At 66.1% G+C, this 21,707-nt stretch carries 22 protein-coding genes; 13 read left to right on the top strand and 9 right to left on the bottom strand.

Translation table 11 applies throughout. The features are described from left to right. The first annotated feature begins 260 nt into the window (after positions 1 to 260). The 4 genes from C474_RS18015 to acs all read left to right on the top strand — a co-directional run bounded on the left by C474_RS18015 (position 261) and on the right by acs (position 5,230). A complete protein-coding gene (locus tag C474_RS18015) occupies positions 261 to 1,961 on the top strand; it encodes an acyl-CoA mutase large subunit family protein (protein WP_008389377.1) in 1,701 nt (566 codons plus the stop codon). A 72-nt stretch (positions 1,962 to 2,033) separates the two neighbouring features. Further along, entirely contained in the window at positions 2,034 to 2,294 is a 261-nt protein-coding gene (locus C474_RS18020) for a hypothetical protein (protein WP_008389378.1), read from the top strand. 146 nt (positions 2,295 to 2,440) lie between these two features. Then, positions 2,441 to 3,055, top strand: coding sequence for an acetate uptake transporter (locus tag C474_RS18025; RefSeq protein ID WP_008389379.1), 615 nt, complete (start codon positions 2,441 to 2,443; stop codon positions 3,053 to 3,055). Positions 3,056 to 3,250: 195 nt separating this feature from the next. After that, positions 3,251 to 5,230, top strand: coding sequence for an acetate--CoA ligase (gene acs / locus C474_RS18030; protein WP_008389380.1), 1,980 nt, complete (start codon positions 3,251 to 3,253; stop codon positions 5,228 to 5,230). A gap of 34 nt (positions 5,231 to 5,264) precedes the next feature. Here the strand turns inward: acs and C474_RS18035 are convergent, their stop codons facing one another. Then, positions 5,265 to 5,507, bottom strand: coding sequence for a DUF7576 family protein (locus C474_RS18035; protein WP_008389381.1), 243 nt, complete (start codon positions 5,505 to 5,507; stop codon positions 5,265 to 5,267). Between the two features lie 156 nt (positions 5,508 to 5,663). Between C474_RS18035 and C474_RS18040 the strand changes: the two genes are divergently transcribed. After that, the gene (locus tag C474_RS18040) at positions 5,664 to 7,277 is read left to right on the top strand and encodes a long-chain-fatty-acid--CoA ligase (protein ID WP_008389382.1); all 1,614 of its coding nucleotides are present in this window, start codon (positions 5,664 to 5,666) and stop codon (positions 7,275 to 7,277) included. Here the strand turns inward: C474_RS18040 and C474_RS18045 are convergent. After that, entirely contained in the window at positions 7,274 to 8,029 is a 756-nt protein-coding gene (locus C474_RS18045) for a GNAT family N-acetyltransferase (protein WP_008389387.1), read from the bottom strand. The two genes, C474_RS18040 and C474_RS18045, sit on opposite strands and share 4 nt — an antisense overlap. A 379-nt stretch (positions 8,030 to 8,408) precedes the next feature. On the opposite strand from C474_RS18045, the gene C474_RS18050 reads away from it, so the two are divergent. From C474_RS18050 to C474_RS18075, 6 genes are all read left to right on the top strand, one after another. Beyond that, positions 8,409 to 9,818 carry a substrate-binding protein gene (locus C474_RS18050; RefSeq protein ID WP_083862081.1) on the top strand — a complete coding sequence of 470 codons (1,410 nt, stop codon included), beginning with the start codon at positions 8,409 to 8,411 and terminating at the stop codon, positions 9,816 to 9,818. A 124-nt stretch (positions 9,819 to 9,942) separates the two neighbouring features. Beyond that, a complete protein-coding gene (locus tag C474_RS18055) occupies positions 9,943 to 10,929 on the top strand; it encodes a branched-chain amino acid ABC transporter permease (protein WP_008389395.1) in 987 nt (328 codons plus the stop codon). Then, a complete protein-coding gene (locus C474_RS18060) occupies positions 10,926 to 12,068 on the top strand; it encodes a branched-chain amino acid ABC transporter permease (protein WP_008389397.1) in 1,143 nt (380 codons plus the stop codon). Before C474_RS18055 ends, C474_RS18060 begins: the two co-directional genes overlap by 4 nt. After that, a complete protein-coding gene (locus C474_RS18065; RefSeq protein ID WP_008389399.1) occupies positions 12,065 to 12,856 on the top strand; it encodes an ABC transporter ATP-binding protein in 792 nt (263 codons plus the stop codon). Before C474_RS18060 ends, C474_RS18065 begins: the two co-directional genes overlap by 4 nt. After that, entirely contained in the window at positions 12,853 to 13,596 is a 744-nt protein-coding gene (locus C474_RS18070; protein ID WP_008389401.1) for an ABC transporter ATP-binding protein, read from the top strand. Before C474_RS18065 ends, C474_RS18070 begins: the two co-directional genes overlap by 4 nt. A 2-nt stretch (positions 13,597 to 13,598) precedes the next feature. Further along, entirely contained in the window at positions 13,599 to 14,300 is a 702-nt protein-coding gene (locus C474_RS18075) for a thioredoxin family protein (protein WP_152421708.1), read from the top strand. Positions 14,301 to 14,333: 33 nt separating this feature from the next. Here the strand turns inward: C474_RS18075 and C474_RS18080 are convergent, their stop codons facing one another. The 6 genes from C474_RS18080 to C474_RS18105 form a co-directional block, all read right to left on the bottom strand. After that, a complete protein-coding gene (locus C474_RS18080) occupies positions 14,334 to 14,729 on the bottom strand; it encodes a universal stress protein (RefSeq protein ID WP_008389405.1) in 396 nt (131 codons plus the stop codon). Between the two features lie 127 nt (positions 14,730 to 14,856). Further along, on the bottom strand, positions 14,857 to 15,150 hold the full coding sequence (locus tag C474_RS18085) for a DUF7520 family protein (protein WP_008389406.1): 294 nt from the start codon (positions 15,148 to 15,150) through the stop codon (positions 14,857 to 14,859). Positions 15,151 to 15,493: 343 nt separating this feature from the next. Next, entirely contained in the window at positions 15,494 to 17,284 is a 1,791-nt protein-coding gene (gene ctaD, locus C474_RS18090) for a cytochrome c oxidase subunit I (protein ID WP_083862082.1), read from the bottom strand. 90 nt (positions 17,285 to 17,374) lie between these two features. After that, on the bottom strand, positions 17,375 to 17,767 hold the full coding sequence (locus tag C474_RS18095) for a DUF6684 family protein (RefSeq protein ID WP_008389408.1): 393 nt from the start codon (positions 17,765 to 17,767) through the stop codon (positions 17,375 to 17,377). A gap of 56 nt (positions 17,768 to 17,823) precedes the next feature. Beyond that, positions 17,824 to 18,189 carry a DUF7541 family protein gene (locus C474_RS18100; RefSeq protein WP_008389409.1) on the bottom strand — a complete coding sequence of 122 codons (366 nt, stop codon included), beginning with the start codon at positions 18,187 to 18,189 and terminating at the stop codon, positions 17,824 to 17,826. Positions 18,190 to 18,283: 94 nt separating this feature from the next. Continuing rightward, positions 18,284 to 18,484, bottom strand: coding sequence for a VNG_1110C family protein (locus tag C474_RS18105; protein WP_008389410.1), 201 nt, complete (start codon positions 18,482 to 18,484; stop codon positions 18,284 to 18,286). A gap of 124 nt (positions 18,485 to 18,608) precedes the next feature. Here C474_RS18105 and C474_RS18110 point away from each other — a divergent pair, with 124 nt between their 5' ends. Next, entirely contained in the window at positions 18,609 to 19,721 is a 1,113-nt protein-coding gene (locus tag C474_RS18110; protein ID WP_008389412.1) for an OBG GTPase family GTP-binding protein, read from the top strand. 6 nt (positions 19,722 to 19,727) lie between these two features. Continuing rightward, a complete protein-coding gene (locus C474_RS18115) occupies positions 19,728 to 20,204 on the top strand; it encodes a TIGR04206 family protein (RefSeq protein WP_008389420.1) in 477 nt (158 codons plus the stop codon). Here C474_RS18115 and C474_RS18120 read toward each other — a convergent pair. After that, positions 20,201 to 21,640 (bottom strand): MATE family efflux transporter, encoded by a 1,440-nt coding sequence (locus tag C474_RS18120; protein ID WP_008389422.1) that lies wholly within the window; start codon positions 21,638 to 21,640, stop codon positions 20,201 to 20,203. The two genes, C474_RS18115 and C474_RS18120, sit on opposite strands and share 4 nt — an antisense overlap. Positions 21,641 to 21,707: the final 67 nt, after the last annotated feature.

A 21,707-nucleotide genomic window follows, 5' to 3' on the forward strand; every position in this document is an offset into this window, starting at 1 on the left:
CCGGCGGCGACATCGGTCCCGCCGTCGCCGAGGCGGTGACCAACGCCGAGGGCGAACAGGTGTTCGTCTACGGCTTCGCGGCGTTCGTCGAGGCGGCCGAGTCGGCCGTCGAGGCGACGGGCGGCGACTTCGACGCGGCGAGCGTCGAGAACTTCGGCTGAGTCGACGCCACGGCCGCGTCGATTCCACCTGCGCCCCGAGGCGGCCCGCCGGCGGCCGGCACCCGAATCCTTAATCATTTGCCCGGCAAAATCCGCGCTATGTACGACGAGGACGAACTCGCGGCGATACGCGAGGCCCGCGAGGAGTGGGAGGCCGAGACGCGCGACCCGGCGCGGGAGCGATTCGGGGAACGGAAAGACCGGTTCGCCACCGTCTCGAACCTCGGAGTCGACGACCTGTACACGCCGGACGACGTGGCCGACCTCGACTTCGAGTCGGACCTCGGCTTCCCCGGCGAGTTCCCCTACACCCGCGGCCCGTACCCGACGATGTACCGCGGGCGGACGTGGACGATGCGGCAGTTCGCCGGGTTCGGGACGGCCGAGGAGACGAACGAGCGGTTCCACTTTCTCGTCGAGAACGGCCAGACGGGCCTCTCGACGGCGTTCGACATGCCGTCGCTGATGGGGAAAGACTCCGACGACCCCCTCTCGGACGGCGAAGTTGGCAAGGAGGGCGTCGCCGTCGACACCCTGCGCGACATGGAGATTCTGTTCGACGGCATCGACGTGGGCGAGGTGTCCACCTCCTTCACCATCAACCCCTCCGCGCCCGTGGTGTACGCGATGTACGTCGCCCTCGCGGACCGGCAGGACGTCCCGCGCGAGGAGATTCGCGGCACCCTCCAGAACGACATGCTCAAGGAGTTCATCGCGCAGAAGGAGTGGGTCATCCCGCCCGGGCCGTCGCTGGAGTTGGTGACCGACACCGTCGAGTTCGCCGCCGAGGAGACGCCGAAGTTCCACCCCATCTCGGTGTCGGGCTACCACATCCGGGAGGCCGGGTCGACGGCCGTTCAGGAACTCGCGTTCACCCTCGCGGACGGCTTCGCCTACGTCGAGGACGCACTCGAACGCGGGATGGACGTCGACGAGGTGGCCCCCCTGCTGTCTTTCTTCTTCAACTCGCACAACTCCATCTTCGAGGAGGTGGCGAAGTTCCGCGCCGCGAGGCGCATCTACGCGCGCGTGATGGACGAGTGGTACGACGCCGAACGGGACGAATCGAAGCGGCTGAAGTTCCACACCCAGACGGCGGGGCAGTCGCTCACCGCGCAGCAGCCGCTGAACAACGTCGTCCGCGTGACGATTCAGGCGCTGGCGGGCGTCCTCGGCGGCACGCAGAGTCTCCACACGAACAGTTTCGACGAGGCGCTCGCCCTCCCCGGCGAGGAGGCGGTGCGCGTCGCACTCCGGACCCAGCAGATAATCGCCGAGGAGTCCGGTGCGGCGGACGTTATCGACCCCCTCGGCGGGAGTTTCTTCGTGGAGTCGCTGACCGACGAGGTGGAGGAGGAGGCGATGGCGTACATCGAGGAGATACGCGAGATGGGCGAAGGCTCCGTCCGCGACGGCGTCCTCGTCGGCATCGAACAGGGCTACTTCCACCGCGAGATTCAGGGGGCGTCCTACGAGTACCAAGAGCGCGTCGAGGAGGGGGAGGAAATCGTCGTCGGCGTCAACAAGTACGCCTCGGAGGGCGACTCCCGGCCGGACATCCTCACCGTGGACGAGGACACTCAGGAGCGGCAGTTGGCGCGCCTCGCCGAAGTGAAGGAAGAACGCGACGACGACGCCGTCGAGGCGGCGTTGGACGACGTGCGCGCGGCCGTCGAAGCGGGCGAGAACGTCATGCCGTCGCTCGTCGAGGCGGTGAAGGCGTACGCGACGATGGGGGAGATAATGGACGTGTTCGAGGCGAAGCACGGAAGCTACCGGGAGACGGCGGGAGTGGTCTGACCCGCGGCCGATTCTCGTATTCGAGAAGCGCTCCCACACACGTAAGTAGGTGGCTGGATAGTCTCCCACGAGATGCGCACTGACCCGTACGAGACGCTCCCCGACGAGTTGCGCCCCCCGTCGGCTCGGCGGTGGGCGATGCGGACCGTCGGCGTCCTCCTCGTGGCCGTCGGCGCCGTCCTCCTCGTCGGCGCGGGCCTGTGGTGGACCGTCTCGCACACCGGACTCACCGTTCCCTCCACCGAGGGGGAACACCACCTCTCGCTGGCCCTCATGGGCGGCGTCTCACTCGCGCACGGGGCCATCGCCGTCGCCGTGGTCGACTCGCTTTAATAAACGGCTTGCCAGTACAGCCACGGACGCTACCCCGCTCTCGACCTATCCTTTCTGCGTTATGTCTGTGAACGAAACCGACTCGGACGGGAGAGACGACTCGGCGGCGGGCCGAGGGCGACGGACGAGCGCGGAGGTCCGCTGAGATGCCGCGGGATACCAAACTCGCGAATCCCGCGCCCCTCGGCCTCATCGGGTTCGCGCTCACCACGTTCGTCATCGGACTCATCGAGTCCGGGTGGCTGACCTCCGAGGGCGCCATCCACACGCTCATTCCCCTCGCGATGGCGTACGGCGGGACGATTCAACTGTTCGCCGGACTGCTCGCGTTCCGGACGGGCAACACCTTCGAGACGACCGGATTCTGTACGTACGGCGCGTACTGGTGGTGGTGGGGCCTCACCGAACTGTTCGCGGCCAACGGCGTCCTCGACCCGAGCGCCACCGCCAACGGCGTCGTACTCGTCGGGTTCGGCGTCATCACGACCTATCTCTGGTTCAGCACGTTCAACCTGAACTGGGCCCTCTGGTTCGTGTTCCTCACGCTGGCCCTGACGTTCTACTTCGTCGGCTTCGGCACGTGGCTCGGTCTCTCGTGGGGTAACGTCGTCGGCGGCTACCTCGCGCTGGTGACGTCGCTGGCGGCGGCGTACACCAGTTTCGCCGAGGTGACCAACTGGACGTTCGCCGACTCCAAGGTGCCCCTCGGCGGGACGCCGTTCGGCGGGTCGTCCGCGTCGTCGTCGTCGAACAGCGACTGAACGGGGTGCGGTTCGACGGGTCTCCCGTCGTCCGAACTTCCGGCGGGCCTTCTCGCGGATACCGAACGCGCACGCCGTCGCTCGCCGGTCCGAATCGGCCGCAACAGCTTAGTCATCCCGCCGCCGTCGACCGATTATCCCGATTGTGCGTTCGCATAGATTTATCATGGAGGATTCGGTAGCATAGCACGACCTATGTCAGACGGAGACGGAGAATTAGAGGCTCGATTAGTTGAGCAGGAGGAGTTCGAACCATCTGACGAGTTCGTCGAACAGGCGAACGTCTCCGACCCGGACATCTACGAGGAGTTCGAGGAAAACTGGCCGCAGTGCTGGGAGCGCGCGGCCGAGATGTTAGACTGGTACGACGACTACGACACGGTGCTGGACGACTCCGAGGGACCGTTCTACGAGTGGTTCCAGGGCGGCACGCTGAACGCGTCGTACAACTGCGTCGACCGACACGTCGAGGACGGGAACGGGGACCGCACGGCCATCAACTGGGAGGGCGAACACGGCGACACGCGCACGTACACCTACGAGGACCTCCAGCGCGAAGTGAACGAGTTCGCCGCGGCGCTCCGCGAGTTGGGCGTCGAGGAGGACGACGTGGTGACACTGTACATGCCGATGGTGCCGGAACTCCCCATCGCCATGCTCGCGTGCGCCCGCATCGGCGCCCCCCACTCCGTCGTGTTCGCCGGGTTCTCCGCGGACGCCCTCGCCACGCGGATGAACTCCGCGGACTCGCGGTTCCTCGTCACCTGCGACGGCTACTACCGCCGCGGCGACGCCCTCGACCACATGGAGAAGGCCAACGAGGGCCTCGAAGGCGTCGACCACGGCGTCGACGCGACCGTCGTCGTCGACAGACTCGGCGAGGACGGCTTCGACCACGACCTGAAGGGCAACCAGCACGACTGGGGAGAACTGATAGACGACCACAGCGGCGACACGGTCGACCCCGTCGAACGCGACGCCGAGGACATGCTGTTTCTCATGTACACCTCGGGGACGACGGGCGAACCGAAGGGCGTCAAACACACCACCGCGGGCTACCTCGCGTACACGGCGTGGACCTCCCACTCCGTCCTCGACCTGAAGCCAGAGGACACCTACTGGTGCTCGGCGGACATCGGGTGGATCACGGGTCACTCCTACATCGTCTACGGCCCCCTTGCGCTGGGCACGACGACGGTGATGTACGAGGGAACGCCCGACTTCCCCGAACGCGACCGCCTGTGGGAGATGGTCGAAGAGTACTCCGTCGACGTGTTCTACACCGCGCCGACGGCCATCCGCGCGTTCATGAAGTGGGGCTCGCAGTTCCCCGACGACCACGACCTGTCGTCGCTCCGACTGCTCGGCACGGTGGGCGAACCCATCAACCCGCGCGCGTGGAAGTGGTACTACCAGCACATCGGGGACGAGGAGTGCCCCATCGTCGACACCTGGTGGCAGACCGAGACCGGCGGGATGATGGTCACCACTCTCCCCGGCATCGGCACGATGAAACCCGGGTCCGCCGGGCCGCCGCTTCCGGGCATCGACGCCCGCATCGTCGACACGGAGGGCGAGCAAGTCGAGGCCGGGCGCGCGGGCTACATCACGGTCAACAAGCCGTGGCCCGGGATGCTCCGGACGCTGTACGACAACGACGACAGATTCCTCTCGGAGTACTGGCAGGAGTACTCCGACCCCGACGCCGACGAGTGGGTGTACTTCCCCGAGGACGGCGCGAAGATAGACGAGGATGGCTACATCACCATCCTTGGGCGGGTCGACGACGTGCTGAACGTCTCGGGCCATCGATTAGGAACGATGGAGATTGAGTCGGCCATCGTCGGCGTCGAGGGCGTCGCGGAGGCGGCCGTCGTCGGCGGCGACCACGAGGTGAAAGGCGAGGCCGTCTACGCCTACGTCATCCTCGAAGACGGCTACGAGGAAAGCGAGGAGATGCGCGAGAAGATAATCGAGGGCGTCGAGGACGCCATCGGTCCCATCGCCCGGCCCGAACAGGTCGTCTTCACGCCCGAACTGCCGAAGACGCGGTCGGGGAAGATCATGCGCCGCCTCCTCGAGGAGATAGCGAACGAGGAGGAAATCGGCGACACCACCACCCTGCGTAACCCCGAAATCGTCAAAGACATTCAGACGAAGGTCAGCCAGGACTGAAGCGGTCGGCGCCGCGGCTACCCTTCCGCTTCGCTCACCCTTCCCCGAGCCACTCGCGGACGCAGGACTCCTCGCGAAAGTAGCGGCGGGTCCGCTTCCCGCCCTCGTCGACGACCACGAGGAGGTGTTCCTCCGAGAGGACCATCTCGTCACCGCAGTTCGCGCACGGTTCGGTCCGCGTCCGTCCCGGACGCCACAGTCGGTGCGGGACGACGCGGACCACCGTCGCCTCCTCGTTCTTCCGCGGTGACTGGCCGGCGTACTCTGAGAGCGCCATCGAGACCCCGTACGACGCGCCGCGTGAAGTTACTTACTTCGGACATATCACCAGGAGAATAGACGTGACCCGAACGGTCGGTACCGCTCGGGAGCGGTCGGGAGATTCGCGTCGACCCGCGTATTTTATCATTGACGTTGATGACCTACAGACGCAATGGAGAAACCACTGCTCGTCACGGACTTTTTGGACCGTGCGCGGCGGCACTACGGCGACCGAGAGGCCGTCGTGGCGACGACCGGTGAGCGGTACACGTACGAGGAACTCGGCGAACGCGCCGACGGGTACTCGGCGGCCCTCGCGGCGCGCGGCGTCGTGAAGGGCGACAGGGTGGCCGTGCTGGACCCGAACACGCACTACCATCTGGAGGCGGCCTACGGGGCGATGCAACTCGGGGCGGTGCACACGCCGCTGAACTACCGACTCGTCCCCGCGGACTACGAGTACATCCTGAACGACGCCGGGGTGAAAGCCGTGTACGCCGACCACGCGTACGCCGGGAAGATAGAGGCGGTGCGCGAGGACGTGCCGACGGAGACGTTCATCACGAACGACCCCGAGAAGGTCGAGGGCGAGTGGCTCTCGTTCGATGAACTCGTCGCCGAGTCGACGGAGTACGACCGCCCGGAGATGGCCGAGGAGGACCTGATAACCATCAACTACACCTCGGGGACGACGGGCGACCCGAAGGGCGTCTGCCGGACCCACAGAACGGAGACGCTGCACGCCTATCTGGTCTCCGTCCACCAGAACATCTCCGACGACGACGTCTACCTGTGGACGCTTCCGATGTTCCACGTCAACGGCTGGGGGCATCTCTACGCCGTCACGGGCGCGGGCGCGAAGCACGTCTGTACCCGCGGCGTCGACGCCGAGTGGATATTCGACGCCATCGGCGAGGAGGACGTCTCGTACCTGTGCGCCGCGCCGACGGTGCTCAACATGCTGATGGACTACTACGATAGGCAGGACGGCGTCGAGACGGCGGGCGAGGCGCCCGTCCGCGCGGCCACGGCGGGGGCGGCCCCGCCCGAGGCGACCATCCGCACCGTCGAGGACGAGTTCGGCTGGTATCTGATGCACGTCTACGGGGCGACGGAGACCGGACCCCTCATCACCACCTCCGACGCGCGCCGCTTCTTCGAGGACGACAGCGACGACCGCTTCGCCGTGAAGAAACAGCAGGGCATCGGCTACCTCGGCACGGACGTGCGCGTCGTCGACGAGGACGGCGAGGACGTGACGCCGGACGGGCAGACGGTCGGCGAGATAGTGGTGCGCGGCAACCAGGTGATGGACCGCTACTGGAACAAGCCAGAGGAGACAGAAGAGGCGTTCACCGACCGCCTGGAGGGGTACTACCACATGGGCGACCTGGCCGTCGTCGACGAGAACGGCTTCGTCACCATCCAGGACCGCAAGAAGGACATCATCATCTCGGGCGGCGAGAACATCTCCAGCATCGAGTTGGAGGACACCCTGTTCGACCACGAGGCGGTCGGCGACGTGGCCGTGATTCCGATGCCCTCCGAGGAGTGGGGCGAGTCGCCGAAGGCGTTCGTGGTGCCGGCCAGCGGCGACGCGGCGAACCCGGGCGTGACCGCCGAGGAACTCATCGAGTTCACGCGCGAACGCATCGCGACGTACAAGGTGCCGAAGGAGATCGCGTTCGTCGCCGAACTACCGAAGACGGCCACCGGGAAGATACAGAAGTACGAACTCCGCGAGGAGGAGTGGGCGGACGAAGACCGGATGGTCGGGCAGGGCTAGAGGTACGCGGCGTCCCACCGGGCCGCCTTCCGGCGGTTTCGACAGCTGTTACATTCGATGCGCTCCATCGTGTCCATCGCCAGGTCGAAGCTCTCGTCCTGTCCGCACATCCACCCGTAGCGCTCCGAGCGCTCCGCGTCCATGTAGACGGCGTAGAACGGCGCTCTGGACCCGCGGACGGCGTCGTCGTACGCCACGTACACCGTGGTCCCGTCCTCGGTGGTTCGTTCCTCGGTGAGCGCCGCCTCCCCCGTGTCGCCGAGGCGCTTGACGTACTCCACCTCCTCGAACTCCTCCCCGCCGATTCCGACGGCCCGTTCGCTCACTCTCTCGTACCCCTGTTCGGCGTAGAAGTTCGCGCCCGCCTCGTTGTCCGTCAGCACGCGGCCCTCGATGAGGTCGACCCCGCGGTCGCTGAGCACCTGTTCGACGCGCTTGAGCAGTTGCGTGCCGACTCCCTCGCCGCGGTGCTCCGGGAGGACGTGAAGCCAGTCTATCTCGCCGACGACGACGCGCCCCGTCGATACGTACGCTTGGACGAAGCCGACCACTTCGCCGTCGTCGACGGCGACGACGAACACCGCCTCCTCGTCTTCGGCGGCGTCGTTCATCGTCTCGGCGTCGTACCACTCCTCCACCGCGTCCTCGATGGTCGCTTCCTCGATAGCGTGTCCGTAGGAGGCGACCATCGAACGGTCGGCGACCGACCGAATCTGCGCTGCGTCGTCCGTCGTGGCGTCTCGGAGATCCATGCACACCGCTACACCGGCGGTCCACTTCACGTTCGTGGCTCGTGCTAGCATGTGTGACTGTCGTGCCGCCGCGGACGTTCCGCCCGTTCGGTCGAAGCCACGCCTGCCGATACCCTGTTGTAGCGTCCGTCCGTGGGTGGATTGTAACGCGTATGTGATTCGGCCGAGGTGCCGTTCTCGACGGCGCGAACGCCCCTCACCGCAGGAATCGACGGACACCGTCGTGTGAATACGACGACTCGCCTGCTAGAAGGGCCTCCCAGACGTTTCTTTGGTAAATATTATCATACCAGATATTCCGAACACCTTTAATTATAATAATCACACGGTAAGGACCATTATACAAAACAATTATTAACAACCATCCATGCGTAGAGTCATGGCACGAAATAACAAGTCTCTCAATCGGAGAGACGTGTTGAAGGCGGCGGGTGTGAGTACGGTCGGCATCGCTGGATTGGCGGGGTGTTCCGGCGGTGGCGGAGAACAGGGTGGCGGCGACGGCGGGACGGGGAGCGGTGAGGGGTCGGGTGGTGACGGTGGCGGTGGTGGCGGCAGCGAGGACTACCCGGCGCTCGGAAACTTTCCCATCGACGGCAACACGGCGACCTACGGGTTCAACGTCCCGCAGTCCGGACCGTACGCCTCCGAGGGGCAGGACGAACTCCGGGCCTATCAGCTGGCGGTCAAGCACCTCAACGAGGGCGGCGGCTGGGTCGACAGCCAGTTCGACGACCTGTCGGGCGACGGCGTTCTCGGCTATCAGATAGACTACGTGGACGGGGACACGGCGACGGACGCAGACACCGCCCGACAGTCCGCTTCGCGGATGATTCAGCGCGACGGCGCCATCATGGTCTCGGGGGGGTCGTCCTCGGCGGTGGCCATCGCGGTGCAGGGGCTCTGTCAGAACGAGAACGTCTTGTTCATGGCGTGTCTGACCCACTCGAACGACACGACGGGGAAGGACTGTGCGCGCTACGGGTTCCGCGAGATGTTCAACGCCTACATGACCGGACAGGCGCTCGCCCCCGTGGTGAAAGAGGCCTACGGCGAGGGGCTGAAGTTCTACCAACTGTACGCCGACTACAGTTGGGGGCAGACCCAGCAGGCGTCGATGAAGAAGTTCATGACCGAAGTCGCCGGCTGGGAGCAGGTCAAGAGCGTGGCGACGCCGCTCGGGACGAGCGACTACCAGTCGTACCTCTCGGAGGCGGCCAACTCCGGGGCGGACGTGCTCATCCTGAACCACTACGGCCTCGACGGCGCGAACTCCGTCCAGCAGGCCATCGACGCCGGCATCGACAGCGACATGGAAATTCTCGTCCCGCTGTACAACCGACCGATGGCCGAAGCCGCCGGCGGCGCCATCGAGGGCATCTACGGCACCGTGGCGTGGGACTCACAGATAGACAACGAGCCGTCCAAGCAGTTCACGCAGGCGTTCCGAGACGAGTACGACCGGACGCCGTCCGGACCGGCGCAGTTGGCGTACGCCCAGACGCTCCAGTACTCCGCCGCCGCCGAGCGCGCGGGGACGTTCTACCCGCCGGAGGTCATCAAACAGCTCGAAGGCTACGAGTACAGCAACATCGGCATGGGGTCGGAAACGATGCGCGCCTGCGACCACCAGGCGCAGCGCGACGTCCCCGTCGTGCAGGGGCTGTCGGCGTCTGAACAGTCTCAGGGCCAGTACTTCAAGATAGTCAACATTACCAGCCGGGACGAACTCGGCTACGCCTGCGACGAAGGCCCCGCCGCGGAGTGCGAACTCGGGCCCGCGAAGTAGTTACCTTCGCTCGTAACGATACCTTCATAATCTTTAGACCGAAATTCGAATCCGATACTGCCATGACATCACACATCACAACTCTAGCGACACGTCGGCCGGTTGCGGCGGCGGGGGCGCGGCCGTGAGCATCCTCTCGGAACTGATGGTCATCCTGCTGAACGGGCTTCAGCAGGGGGCCATCTACGTGCTCCTCGCCGTCGGCCTTTCCATCATCCTCGGGACGCTGAAGTTCGTCAACTTCGCGCACGGTGCGCTCTACCTCATCGGGACGTACGCCGGGCTATTCATCGCCCTCGACGTCACCCTCTCCTCGGGGAAACTCCAGGAGTGGGGCTACGCCGACATCGGTCTCGGCTGGGGCTTCCTCGCGGCGTTGATACTGGTTCCGATGCTGGTATTCGCCATCGGCCTCCTGATGGAACGACTGCTCGCGCGGTCGTTCTACGACCGACCCGACACCGACCAGATTCTGGTCACCTTCGGGTTGGCCATCGTCGTCCAGGAGCTGTTCCGCGTCCTGTTCGGCAGCAACAGCCTCCCGTTCAACCAACCCGAGTACATCCTCTCGGTCATCCCCGTCTCCGGTCCGATGACGCTGCCCATCGTCGGGCAGTTCCCGCGCTGGCGGCTGTGGGTCATCGGTATCACCGCCGTCCTCGTGGGCCTCGTCTACCTGCTCGTCGAGCACACCGACTTCGGCCTCGTCGTCCGCGCGGGGACGCGCGACGCCGAGATGGTCCGCCTCCTCGGCATCAAGATATCGCGGCCGTACCTCGTTGTCTTCGGCATCGGCGCCGCCCTCGCGGGCGTCGCGGGCGTCGTCGGCGGCCCGCTGAACGTCGTCAACCCGACCGTCGGAATGGACATCCTCGTGCCCGCGTTCCTCACCGTCGTCATCGGCGGCGTCGGCACCATCGCGGGCGCGGTGGTCGGCGGCCTCGTCATCGGGCTGACGCAGGCGGCGCTCATCGGCCTCCCCGCGCTGACCATCGGATCGTTCACGCTGAACTTCTCGCCGTGGGCGCAGGTGGGGCTGTACGCCATCGCGGCGATCATCCTGCTCGTCCGACCGCAGGGCATCCTCGGCGACGAGGAGGTGGCGCCGTGAGCGACCCCAACACGACGAGCGACGGCGGCACCGTCGTCGCCGACGAGAGCCTCGTCTCGCGGTGGGAGCGGATACGCGAACGCGAGGCGACGGTGGTCGGTCTCACCGCCATCGCCGTGGCGCTGTTCCCGTGGCTGTTCGCGCGCGCGCCCGTCGTCAGCGACGTCCTGCTCGGCTACCAGTCGCTGGCGACGCTCATCCTCATCTGGGGCATCTTCGCCGTCGGCTTCGACCTCCTCTTGGGCTACACCGGTCTGCTGTCGTTCGGCCACGCGGCGTTCTGGGGCGGCGCGGCGTACGCGGCCGGCGTCGTCGCCAACAACGTCTCCGCCGACCCCATCGTGATGGTCGTCTCGGGGACGCTGTTCGCCGTCCTCTTGGCGTGGCTGCTCGGCTTCCTGTCGCTGCGTCGCGGCGGCATCTACTTCAGCATCCTCACGCTGGCGTTCGCGCAGATGCTCTACTACATGTCCGCCGCGCCGCTGGCGTTCCTCACCGGCGGGGAGAACGGCCTGACCGGCATCACCGTGACGCCGCTGTTCGGGCTGTTCCACCTCGAATCCGACCTCCCGACGTTCGCGGGCGAACTGCTCGGCACGTGGCTCTACCTGTTCGTCGGCGTCTTCGCCGTCCTCGCCGTCGCGGCGGCCTACCGCATCCTCAACTCGCCGTACGGGATGGTGTTCCGCGCCATCCGAGAGAACGAACAGCGCGCGGAGTTCGTCGGCCTCAACGTCTGGCGGTACAAGCTGATGGCGTTCATCATCTCCGGGGCGTTCGCCGGCGTCGCGGGCAGCCTGTTCACCATCCACGGCTCGTACGTCCCGCTCCAGTCGCTGTACTGGACGGAGTCGGGCGAAATCGTCATCATGTCCGTGCTCGGCGGCACCGCCTCGCTGTTCGGTCCGATCATCGGCGCGGGTCTCTACCTCTACGTCGAGAACATCGTCAGCGGCGTCCAACAACTGACGGTTCCCTTCACCGACATCGTCCTCGTCAACGACTTCGGGACGTACTGGCACCTCCTGTTGGGCCTCGTGTTCGTCGTCGTCATCTGGGTCGCCCCCCGCGGCATCTGGGGGGCGATTTCGGACGTCCGCGAGTTCGTCTGGGACCGCGTCGGGGGTGACCGCCGATGAGTTCCGGTTCCGAGTCGCGGTCGGACGCCCCGTCGCTCCTGGAGACGCGCGGCCTCGTCAAGGAGTTCGGCGGCCTCGTCGCCACCGACGACGTGAGTATCGACGTCAAGCGGGGCGAACGCGTCTCCGTCATCGGCCCCAACGGCGCGGGCAAGTCGACACTCATCAACCTCATCACGCGTCGCCTCGACCCGACGGCCGGCGACATCGTGTTCAAGGGCGACTCCATCGTGAATCTGAAACCGCACCAGGTGGTCCAGCGCGGCATCTCGAAGTCGTTCCAGACCGCCTCCATCTTCCCGGACCTCACGGTGATGGAGAACGCGGAGATAGCCGCGCTCGCCGCGGAGAACGGCGAATTCGGCTTCAACTTCCTCACCCACCGCGACAAGCTCACGAGCGTCCACGAACTCGCCGAGAACACCCTCGAATCCGTCGGCCTGCTCTCGCGCGCGGGGACGACGGCGGCCGACCTGCCGTACGGCGACAAGCGCCGCCTCGAAATCGGCATCGCGCTGGCGGCCGAACCCGACCTCCTCCTGATGGACGAACCCACGGCGGGGATGTCCCCCGAGGAGACGCAGGCGACGGTCGACCTCATCGAGGAGGTCAAAGAGGAACTCGGGCTCACCTTCGTCCTCGTCGAACACGACATGGAGATCGTCTTCAGCGTCTCCGACCGCATCGTCGTGCTCAACCGGGGACGCGTCATCGCCGAGGGAACCCCCGACGAGATTCGGGGGAATCCGGACGTTCAGGAGGCCTATCTCGGAGGTGTCGAGCTGTGAGTTTACTGGATCTCTCGAACGTCGACGCCTACTACGGCGAGAGCCACATCCTCCGCGACGTGACGATGTCCGTCGAGGAGGGCGAGATATGCGCGCTGCTCGGCCGCAACGGCGCGGGCAAGACGACGACGCTCCGCTCTATCGCCGGCGCGACGCCGCCGGAGGTCCGCGACGGCACGGTCACGTTCAAGGGACGCGACATCACCGGGACGCCCGCGGAGGACGTCTCGGCGGGCGGCATCTCGCTCGTCCCCGAGGAGCGACGCATCTTCCCGAACCTCACGGTCGCGGAGAACCTCCACCTCGCGGAGGTCGTGCGGAACAAATCCAACACGTGGGGGCGGTCGCTCTCGTTCGACCACGAGGGGATGTCCACCGAGGACGTGTACGCGCAGTTCCCCCGCCTCGACGAGCGACGGAGCCAACGGGCGGGGACGCTCTCGGGCGGCGAACAGCAGATGCTCGCCATCGCGCGCGCGTTGAAGCAGAGCACCGACCTGCTCCTCCTCGACGAACCGTACGAGGGGCTCGCGCCGAAGATAATCGAGGACGTGGAGGAGGCGGTCCGTCAGATAAGCGAGGACGGGACGACCATCCTCCTCGTCGAACAGAACGCCGCGGCGGCCATCAAACTCGCCGACCGCGCCTACGTCATCGACCAAGGCGGCATCGTCTTCGACGGCACCGCCGACGAACTCCGCGCCGACGAGGCGACGCGCGAGCGGTATCTGGGGGTGTGACGGTGTCCGCAGACGCACCCGCGAACGGCCGCGCGGACCCCGAGGCGGCGCTGGACAGACTCATCGAACTCGGCGCCGTGACCGAAGACGACGACGGCGCCCTCTCGACGACGGCCGCCTTCGAGAACGACCGGCGAATCTACCGGGACACGTACGACTACATGGGTCGGGAGGGGGTGGCCGACACCGTCGCGGACCTGTTCGGCGTCGACCGGAGCGAGGCGTTCGACCTTCTCGACGCCGGCGAGGTGACCACCGAGGACGTGGTCGCCTACCTCGCGGTCCGGTCGTTCGCGGACGAACCGCTCGATACCGCAGAGCACGCGATGATGGCGGAACTGCTCGTCAGAATCGGCCCGGACACGCCCGTCCCGGAGGCCATCGAAGCGGTCGAGGACGACGCCTACGAGGCGTTCCTCGACGAGCATCCGGACGCGGTGGTGACCGTCTGGAAGCACCACTGCGACCCCTGCGAGGCGATGAAGCGGGAGATAGACGATATCCTTGCCGCCGTGCCCGACGGCGTCGCCGTCGTCGGCGTGGACGGCGACGAGGCTGGCGCGTTCCGCCGCGAGTTCGACGTCGGCGCCGCGCCCGCGGTGCTGTGTTTCCAAGACGGGACGCTGGAGGCGCTGGAAACCGGGAGAAAACGGCCGACGGAGTTGGCGACGCTGTTCGCGACCATCTACGGGGAGTCGGCGTAGCCGGACCGACGGCGGGAACCCTTCTTTCGACGTTCAGTTCGCGACGCCGGTGACCATCACCGGTCGGGCCGCGCCGAGGATGACCGACTGCGTGACGCTGCCGAATAGCGCCTTCCCGGCGGGCGAACGCTTCCGCCCGCCCACGATGACGAGGTCGGCGTCGACGTCGTCGGCGGTCGAGACGATGACGTCGGCGGGGTCGCCGCTGGACTCCTCCACTTCGTACTCGATACCGGCAGCTTCGAGCATCTCGGACGCCTCTCGGACCGAGTGGACCTGCGTCGCCGACGCGCCGCTGGGGTTGTCGACGAAACTGTGGACGAGCGTCACCCGCTTCTCGCTCGACTCGCCCGGCAGGTTCACCACCTCTTCGACGCACCGGCGGGCGTGTTCCTCCTCTTCGTCGACGCCGACTACCACGTGATACATAGTAACAAATGCCGCGTCGCGGAGCTTAGTCTTTTGGGGGACGGCGGCGGTGTTCGACGCTCGCACGCACGGAGAACGAGTTCTCGTCGCCGGTCGTGCGACCACCGTCGGTATTGTGCGGGGCCGGCTATACCGCCTCGTCGTCGAGGTTCCGAGAGACGTAGACGACGAGCACCAACGGAAGCCCCAATACGAGCGCGATGGTCAGCGCTCCGTAGGCGCCGAATCCGAGCGGCGTCGGCGGGAAGGGGACGAGAAACAGGAATCGGGGGGCGCGCAGGCCGTCGACGAAGACGCCGACGAGGAGGCCGGCCGCGCCGGCGACGGCGACGAGAGTGACGTAGAGGATACCGACCATCCGCGGACCGCGGAGTCCCGATTCGGCGTTCGCGTCGGCGTCCTCGACTGCGGAGTCGCTCACGTTCGGGTTCGGGCGGCCGGTGAGTTAGCCGTTCCGTTCTCCCCTCGTGCCCGAGCGACGGCGACTCCCGAAGACGCGCACCGACGACTCTTTGGGCGTGCGACCGTAACCGACGCGTATGTCCGACAGAGACTTACTCGGCCTCCTGCTCGCCGCCGTGGCGGTGCTGATGGCCCTCACGGGCGTCCTTCTCGCCATCTGAGCGGACGCCTCGCGAGACGCCCTTTCTCCCGCCGAGCGACCGCGCTCGCGGTCGCGATTTGTCGGTCGCCGGCCGTCGCTATTGCTCGCCGCTCGTCAGGTCGCGTCGAAAGAAAAACCGCAGACCGCGAAGGCGAGGTCGCTAGTTCGCGTCGTCGTCCGTCTCGGTCGCGTCGGCCGCCTGTCCGCCGTCGGTGAGGGCCTCTTCCTCCTCCTCCTCGCCCCCGTCGGCGACGGCGGTCTTGAGCTTCCGGTCGTACCAGTTCCACTCGGCCGTGTAGAGGTTGTCCTCTTTGAGGTTCCACGGGTCGCCGTTCTCGACCTTGGGGCCTTCGAGCCACGACTGGACGAAGTTCCAGACGAAGATGATCTGGCCGGCCAGGAGGATGACCGCACCGAGCGTCGCCACCTGATGGAGCGTGGCGAACTGGGGTAGGTACGTCGCGTACCGCCGGGGCATTCCGCCGTAGCCCAGCAGGATCATGGCGAAGAACGTGACGTTCGTCCCGACCATCGAGAGCCAGAAGTGCGCCTTCCCGAGGGTGCGCTGGTACATTCGGCCCGTGTAGAGCGGGAACCAGTAGTACAGCCCCGCGAACCCGGCGAAGGCGATGGCGCCCATGACGATGTAGTGGAAGTGACCCACGACGTAGTAGGTGTCGTGCAGCACCAGGTCGATGGGTACGGAGGCGAGGAACACGCCCGTGACGCCGCCGATGATGAAGTTCGAGACGAACCCGATGCAGTACAGCATCGGCGTCGTCAGCCGAACTCTCCCGTTCCACATCGTCGTGATCCAGTTAAAGGTCTTGACGGCGCTCGGTATGGCGATGGCCAACGAGATGGCCATGAACGAGGCGCGCAGGCGCGGGTCGATGCCCGTCGTGAACATGTGATGCGCCCAGACGCCGAACGACAGCACGCCGATGGCGAGCGTCGAGTAGACGACGAACTTGAACCCGAACAGCCGGCGCCCCGAGAACCGTGGGAGGACGTAGCTGACGATACCCATCGGCGGCAGCACGAGGATGTACACTTCGGGGTGGCCGAAGAACCAGAACAGATGCTGCCAGAGGATGGGGTCACCGCCGTTGACGAAGAACGCCGTTCCGAGGTTCCGGTCGAACAGGAGCATGATGAGAGCGCTCCCGAGCAGGGGGAACGCGAACAGGATGAGCCCCGACTGCGTGAGGATGGTCCATGAGAAGATGTCGAGGTTCGCCCACGTGACCTCCTCGGCGCGTTCGGTGAAGATGGTCGCGATGAAGTTGATGGCCCCCATCGTCGCAGAGACGCCGGTGAGATGCAGACCGAGGAGCATCAGGTCGACGCCCGCGTTCGCCTGGTTCCCGTTCCCGAGGCCCGCCGACAGCGGCGTGTACATCGTCCACGCGGTCTGTGCGGGGATGATGTCCGGAATCGGGAAGAACCCCGCCCAGATGAGCAGCGCGCCAGGCGGTAGAAGCCAGAAGGCGATGGCGTTGATGCGCGGGAATGCCATGTCGTCGGCATCGATGAGAAGCGGGATGAGGTAGTTCGAGAACGCCGCGAGGATTGGCGTCCCGAACAGGAACAGCATCGTGATTCCGTGGCTGGTGAGAAGCGAGTTGTAGTACGTGTTCGAGATGAGCGTCATGCCGGGGTCGGCCAGTTCCACTCGCATCACCACCACCATCAGTCCGCCGACGGCGAACGCGATGAGTCCGTAGGTGCCGTACAGAAGTCCGATGTCTTTGTGGTCGACGGTGGTCAGCCACCGGATGAGTCCGGATGGCTTCTCTTCGGAGGTGTATCCCTCCTGCCCGTACGCTCCGCCACCCCCCGCGAGCGGGGTGTAGGTGCGCCAGTTTTCGACCCGCGCGAGCCACGCGGCGACGGCGACGAGGAAAACCCCCATCAGAACCGTCAGTGCTAGCTGTCCGTTAACCTGCATGGCTGTGACTCGGGAACGGAGGGTAATGAAAGGTTCGGGAACGCTCCGCGGGGTACGAAAATCGAACGCCGGCCGGGCGCACGCGTCGTCTCAGTTTCGGGTCGTCTCGTCGTCGTTCTGCGTCGTCTCGCCGTCGCTGCTTTCCAACTCCGCGGGACTGTCGTCGTCGACCGCCGCCGCCTCGGCCTGCGACTCGTACTCGTGGAGTTCGGTCGGTTCGTCGACGGTCGCCTGCCCCTGCAGGAACACGGTCGAGCGCTTCTCGTCGCCCGCTATCGCCTTGCCCGACAGGTACGTCAAGACTGCGAGAGCCACGAACGGAACGAGCAGCAGTCCGTACTGTACCGCCATCGCGAGGAGGTCCCCCCGGCCGAACAGCGGGAAGACCGCGAACGCGACCATAAAGAAGGCGATGATGAACAGCGGGATCATGTTGACCGTGAGGTCGAGGAGCGTCTCCCTGTCGAATATCTCGTTCGCCATGGTCGCTCGTTTCGGGGCGGAATCAAATAGGTTGTTGGTTCGTCCGTCCGGCGCGCTCAGAGAGACGGTTCCTCCCGCGGACCGAACAGGTGGCCGGCGGCGCCCGCCAGCAGGAGGATGACGGCGGCGGCGATGATGGCGTAGCCGCGCGTCTGGAGGTTCGCGGCCGCGAACGCGAACGCGGCGCCGAGGACGAGAAAGACGCCCCCGAGGACGGCGAGCGGACCCCACGGCGTCTCCGCGTAGCCGGACTCTTTGGTCATCCCGGCGACGCTCCCCGAGAACAGGAGGAGGCCGCCGACGGCGACGGGAAAGAGGTCGAACAGGATTCCGATCTCGGAGACGGGGATGCCGAGTGCCACGAATATCGGCCACGGGCTTGCCGTCCGGTACTGGTCGGAAAGTCCCGGCGTATCGTCCATACGAACCGTTGGTGGTCCGTCGTACAAAGCGCTTCGGAAGGATTCGAGCGTCCCTCCCCCGGTCACGGAGCGATGAACCGATGCGAGAGAGCGGTCAGGGGACCGTGACGCCGTGCCGGGTGAGGAAATCGTTGACCGTCTTTATCTCGACTGGGCTCCCGATTATCTTACAGATGCCGTCGTTCGGGAACACGGTGACGGTGAACTCCCGTTCCAACTCCTCGCGAACGTCTTCCAGCGAAGCGCACGGAACGACGATTTGGGTGCTGTCCCGAAGGTTGGACGGGTCGGGCATACTCCTCACTGCGTCCCTCACGAGTTCGATTGATAACGGTATCGAAGTGCTTGTCACGGAACACGTCGCGGTCGGGCGGACGGAAGGAACAACTTTTTCGACGTACGTGGCCGAGGCTTAGGCGATGGGACTGGAGGAGGAGATAGACGACCTCCGAGAGGAGATAACGAACACGCCGTACAACAAGGCGACCGAGTCGCACATCGGTCGGCTGAAGGCGAAGCTCTCGGAGAAGAAGGAGAAACTGGAGAACCAATCCTCCAGCGGTGGCGGCCACGGCTACGCCGTCGAGAAGACGGGCGACGTAACGGTGGCTCTCGTCGGATTCCCCAGCGTCGGCAAATCGACGCTCATCAACGCCCTCACGAACGCCGACAGCGAGGTCGGCGAGTACGAATTCACGACGCTGGACGTCAACCCCGGCATGCTCCACTACAACGGCGCGAACATCCAGATTCTCGACGTGCCGGGCCTCATCGAGGGGGCCGCGAGCGGTCGCGGCGGCGGCAAGGAGGTGCTGTCGGTCGTCCGCACCGCCGACCTCGTGGTGTTCATGCTCTCGGTGTTCGAGATAGAGCGCTACGAGCGACTGCGCGAGGAACTGTACGAGAACAAGATACGCCTCGACACGACGCCGCCCAGTCTCTCCATCTCCAAGAAGCACAAAGGCGGAATCCAGGTCACGGCGACCGACGACGTGTCCTTGGACGAGAACACCATCAAGGAGGTGCTCCGCGAGTACGGCTACGTCAACGCCGACGTGACCATCCGCGGCGACCTGACCATCGACGAACTCATCGACGGCATCATGGACAATCGGGAGTATCTGCCGTCGATGGTCACGGTGAACAAAGCGGACCTCATCGAGAAGGACTACCTCCCGACGGTGAAGGAGAACCTCCGCGAGTTCGGTATCGACCCCGACGAGGCCATCTTCATCAGCGCCGAGACGGAGAAAGGCCTCGAAGGGCTCAAAGAGACGATGTGGGAGCGGCTGGGTCTCATTCGCGTCTACATGGACAAACCCGGCCGCGGCGTCGACTACGAGGAACCGCTCGTCCTCCAAGAGGGAGAGAACACCGTCGACGACGCCCTGCACAACCTCGGCGGCACCCTCGACGAGCGGTTCCGCTTCGCCCGCGTCACCGGCCCGAGCGCCAAGCACGACGAGCAGCAGGTCGGCCGCGACCACGAACTGATGGACGAGGACGTCCTCCGAGTCATCGCGCGGAAGTGACACGCCGTGTCTAGTTCTCGGGGCGCGTCCCGACCCGTCCGGTCGGTCCCCCCGCTCACCGTTCCGTTCCTCCTCTGCCTCCTCGCCGTCCCGTGGTCGGTGCAGACGTTCGTCCGCGGCGGTTCGACGTACATCTTCCCGTGGGGCCTCCTCAACCTCGACCCGTTCGGCGTGACCACCCTCTCCGATTTCCTGTTCGTCTACACCGCGGGCCTGCCCGACTACATCTACGCGTGGCCGCTCTCGGTCCTCCTCTATCTCTCCGCGCTCGGGGTCGCCGCCGTCGGCCCGGCCCTCGGTTACGAGGACGGACGGGTCGTCGCGGGTCTGCTGGCCGCCGCGAGCGTCGCGCAACTCTCCTTAGCGCGCGGATTCTCGGTGCAACCGGGTCGGACGGCGTGGCCGGTCGGGACGGCGCTTCTGCTCGCCGTCGCCGCGTACGTCTACCTCGGCGGGTCGAACGACGCATCAACCGAGCGCTAGTCGCTCGACGCGGCGTCCGGGCGGTACTGCTGGCTCACGGATTTCCACTTGCCCGTGGAGAACCGGTAGTAGTTGATGACCCCCGGAATCGTCGTCTCCGCGAGAAAGGAGAGGTACAGCAGTTCGATCTGATTCGTCTGCGCGGCGAGGTACGCCAGCGGAATCGAACAGCCGAACATGCCGAGCAGTTGGCTGAGGAAGGGGACGCGCGTGTCGCCGCTGGCGTCCAGCGGTCCGGCCGCGGCGCCCGAGACGCCCTGCATGAGGACCGCGACGCAGGCGGCGTAGACGAACGATACCGCGATGGGAACCGCGGGCGACGACGGACTCTCGGCGAACTGGCGGACGATGGGTTCCGCGAACGCGGCGATCAGCGCGGCCGAGACGACGTACGTCGCCACGGAGTGGAGGACGATTTCGCGGCCGTACGCCTCCGCCGTCTCCTCGTCGTTCCGCCCGAGCGACTGGCCGACGAGGCTCGAGGAGGCGAGTCCGAAGCCCCACCCGGGCGTGTTCATGATGCCCCAGATACGCCGCGCAATGATGAACGCGGCCGTCACGTTCGGCCCGAGGGCGCTCACGAAAAAGAGCATCGGGAACTCGGCGACGGTCCAGACGAGCGACCGGCCGAAGACGGGCAGGCCGATTGAGACGATGTCGCTCATCGCATCGACGGCGGCGTAGCGGCCGAACGGGTCGATTTGGACGGGGAACGCGCCGACGCCAGGGAGGCCGCCCCGCGCGAGTCCGAGGGCGAACGCGGCCGTGACGACGACGTTCGAGAGCACGGTGCCGACGGCCGCTCCCTCGACGCCCAGTCCGAGACCGAAGATAAGCGCGGCGTTGACGACGACGTTGATGGCCGCGCCGCCGGCGCGGAGCACCATGGCGATGTAGGCGTCGTCGGCGCCGACGAGCGTACGGCTCCCGACGAGGTTCAGGCCGGCGAACGGGACGCCGAGGCCGACGATTCGGAGGTAGCGCGCGCCGAGGGCTATCGCCTCCGGGTTGTCTGTCAGCACGGAGATGAGCGGCTCCGAGAAGAACCAGAAGACCACCGTGACGGGCAGCGTCGCGAGGACCGTCAGGACGGCGCTCGACCGGACGGCGACGCCGAGGCCGTCGGAGCGACCGGCGCCGTAGCGCTGGGAGACGAGCGCCAGCGTCCCGGCCGCGACGCCGCCGCCGAGGGCGAACGCGAGGCCCCAGTAGGGACCGGCGAACCCGACGCCGTTGATAGCGGCGACGCCGACGGCGCTACCGACCATCGCCACGTCGACGGCGTTCTTCGACATGCGGGCGATACCGGTGACGACGCGGGGCCACGCGAGTTCGGCGGTTCTGACCGCTCTGTCGCGGTCGACCAGACCGAAGTGGGCGAGGAGGAGACCGACCGAGAGGATGCAGCGTCTGACTGGGTTGGGGACGATTGACACGGGAACGGGGACACCTATTTCGATTCGATACCCTCCCTTCCGAGTCGACCGTCTTGTGCGTGTCGAA

The sequence above is a fragment of the Halogeometricum pallidum JCM 14848 genome (assembly GCF_000337095.1).
GTDB lineage: Archaea > Halobacteriota > Halobacteria > Halobacteriales > Haloferacaceae > Halogeometricum > Halogeometricum pallidum.

Coding starts and splice junctions, on each gene's coding strand:
- C474_RS18065 (WP_008389399.1), top strand. CDS start 12,065: ATGAGTTCCGGTTCCGAGTCGCGGTCGGACGCCCCGTCGCTCCTGGAG.
- C474_RS18035 (WP_008389381.1), bottom strand. CDS start 5,507: ATGGCGCTCTCAGAGTACGCCGGCCAGTCACCGCGGAAGAACGAGGAG.
- C474_RS18045 (WP_008389387.1), bottom strand. CDS start 8,029: ATGGATCTCCGAGACGCCACGACGGACGACGCAGCGCAGATTCGGTCG.
- C474_RS18095 (WP_008389408.1), bottom strand. CDS start 17,767: ATGGCGAACGAGATATTCGACAGGGAGACGCTCCTCGACCTCACGGTC.
- C474_RS18020 (WP_008389378.1), top strand. CDS start 2,034: ATGCGCACTGACCCGTACGAGACGCTCCCCGACGAGTTGCGCCCCCCG.
- C474_RS18080 (WP_008389405.1), bottom strand. CDS start 14,729: ATGTATCACGTGGTAGTCGGCGTCGACGAAGAGGAGGAACACGCCCGC.
- C474_RS18040 (WP_008389382.1), top strand. CDS start 5,664: ATGGAGAAACCACTGCTCGTCACGGACTTTTTGGACCGTGCGCGGCGG.
- C474_RS18110 (WP_008389412.1), top strand. CDS start 18,609: ATGGGACTGGAGGAGGAGATAGACGACCTCCGAGAGGAGATAACGAAC.
- C474_RS18015 (WP_008389377.1), top strand. CDS start 261: ATGTACGACGAGGACGAACTCGCGGCGATACGCGAGGCCCGCGAGGAG.
- ctaD (WP_083862082.1), bottom strand. CDS start 17,284: ATGCAGGTTAACGGACAGCTAGCACTGACGGTTCTGATGGGGGTTTTC.
- acs (WP_008389380.1), top strand. CDS start 3,251: ATGTCAGACGGAGACGGAGAATTAGAGGCTCGATTAGTTGAGCAGGAG.
- C474_RS18050 (WP_083862081.1), top strand. CDS start 8,409: ATGGCACGAAATAACAAGTCTCTCAATCGGAGAGACGTGTTGAAGGCG.
- C474_RS18025 (WP_008389379.1), top strand. CDS start 2,441: ATGCCGCGGGATACCAAACTCGCGAATCCCGCGCCCCTCGGCCTCATC.
- C474_RS18100 (WP_008389409.1), bottom strand. CDS start 18,189: ATGGACGATACGCCGGGACTTTCCGACCAGTACCGGACGGCAAGCCCG.
- C474_RS18105 (WP_008389410.1), bottom strand. CDS start 18,484: ATGCCCGACCCGTCCAACCTTCGGGACAGCACCCAAATCGTCGTTCCG.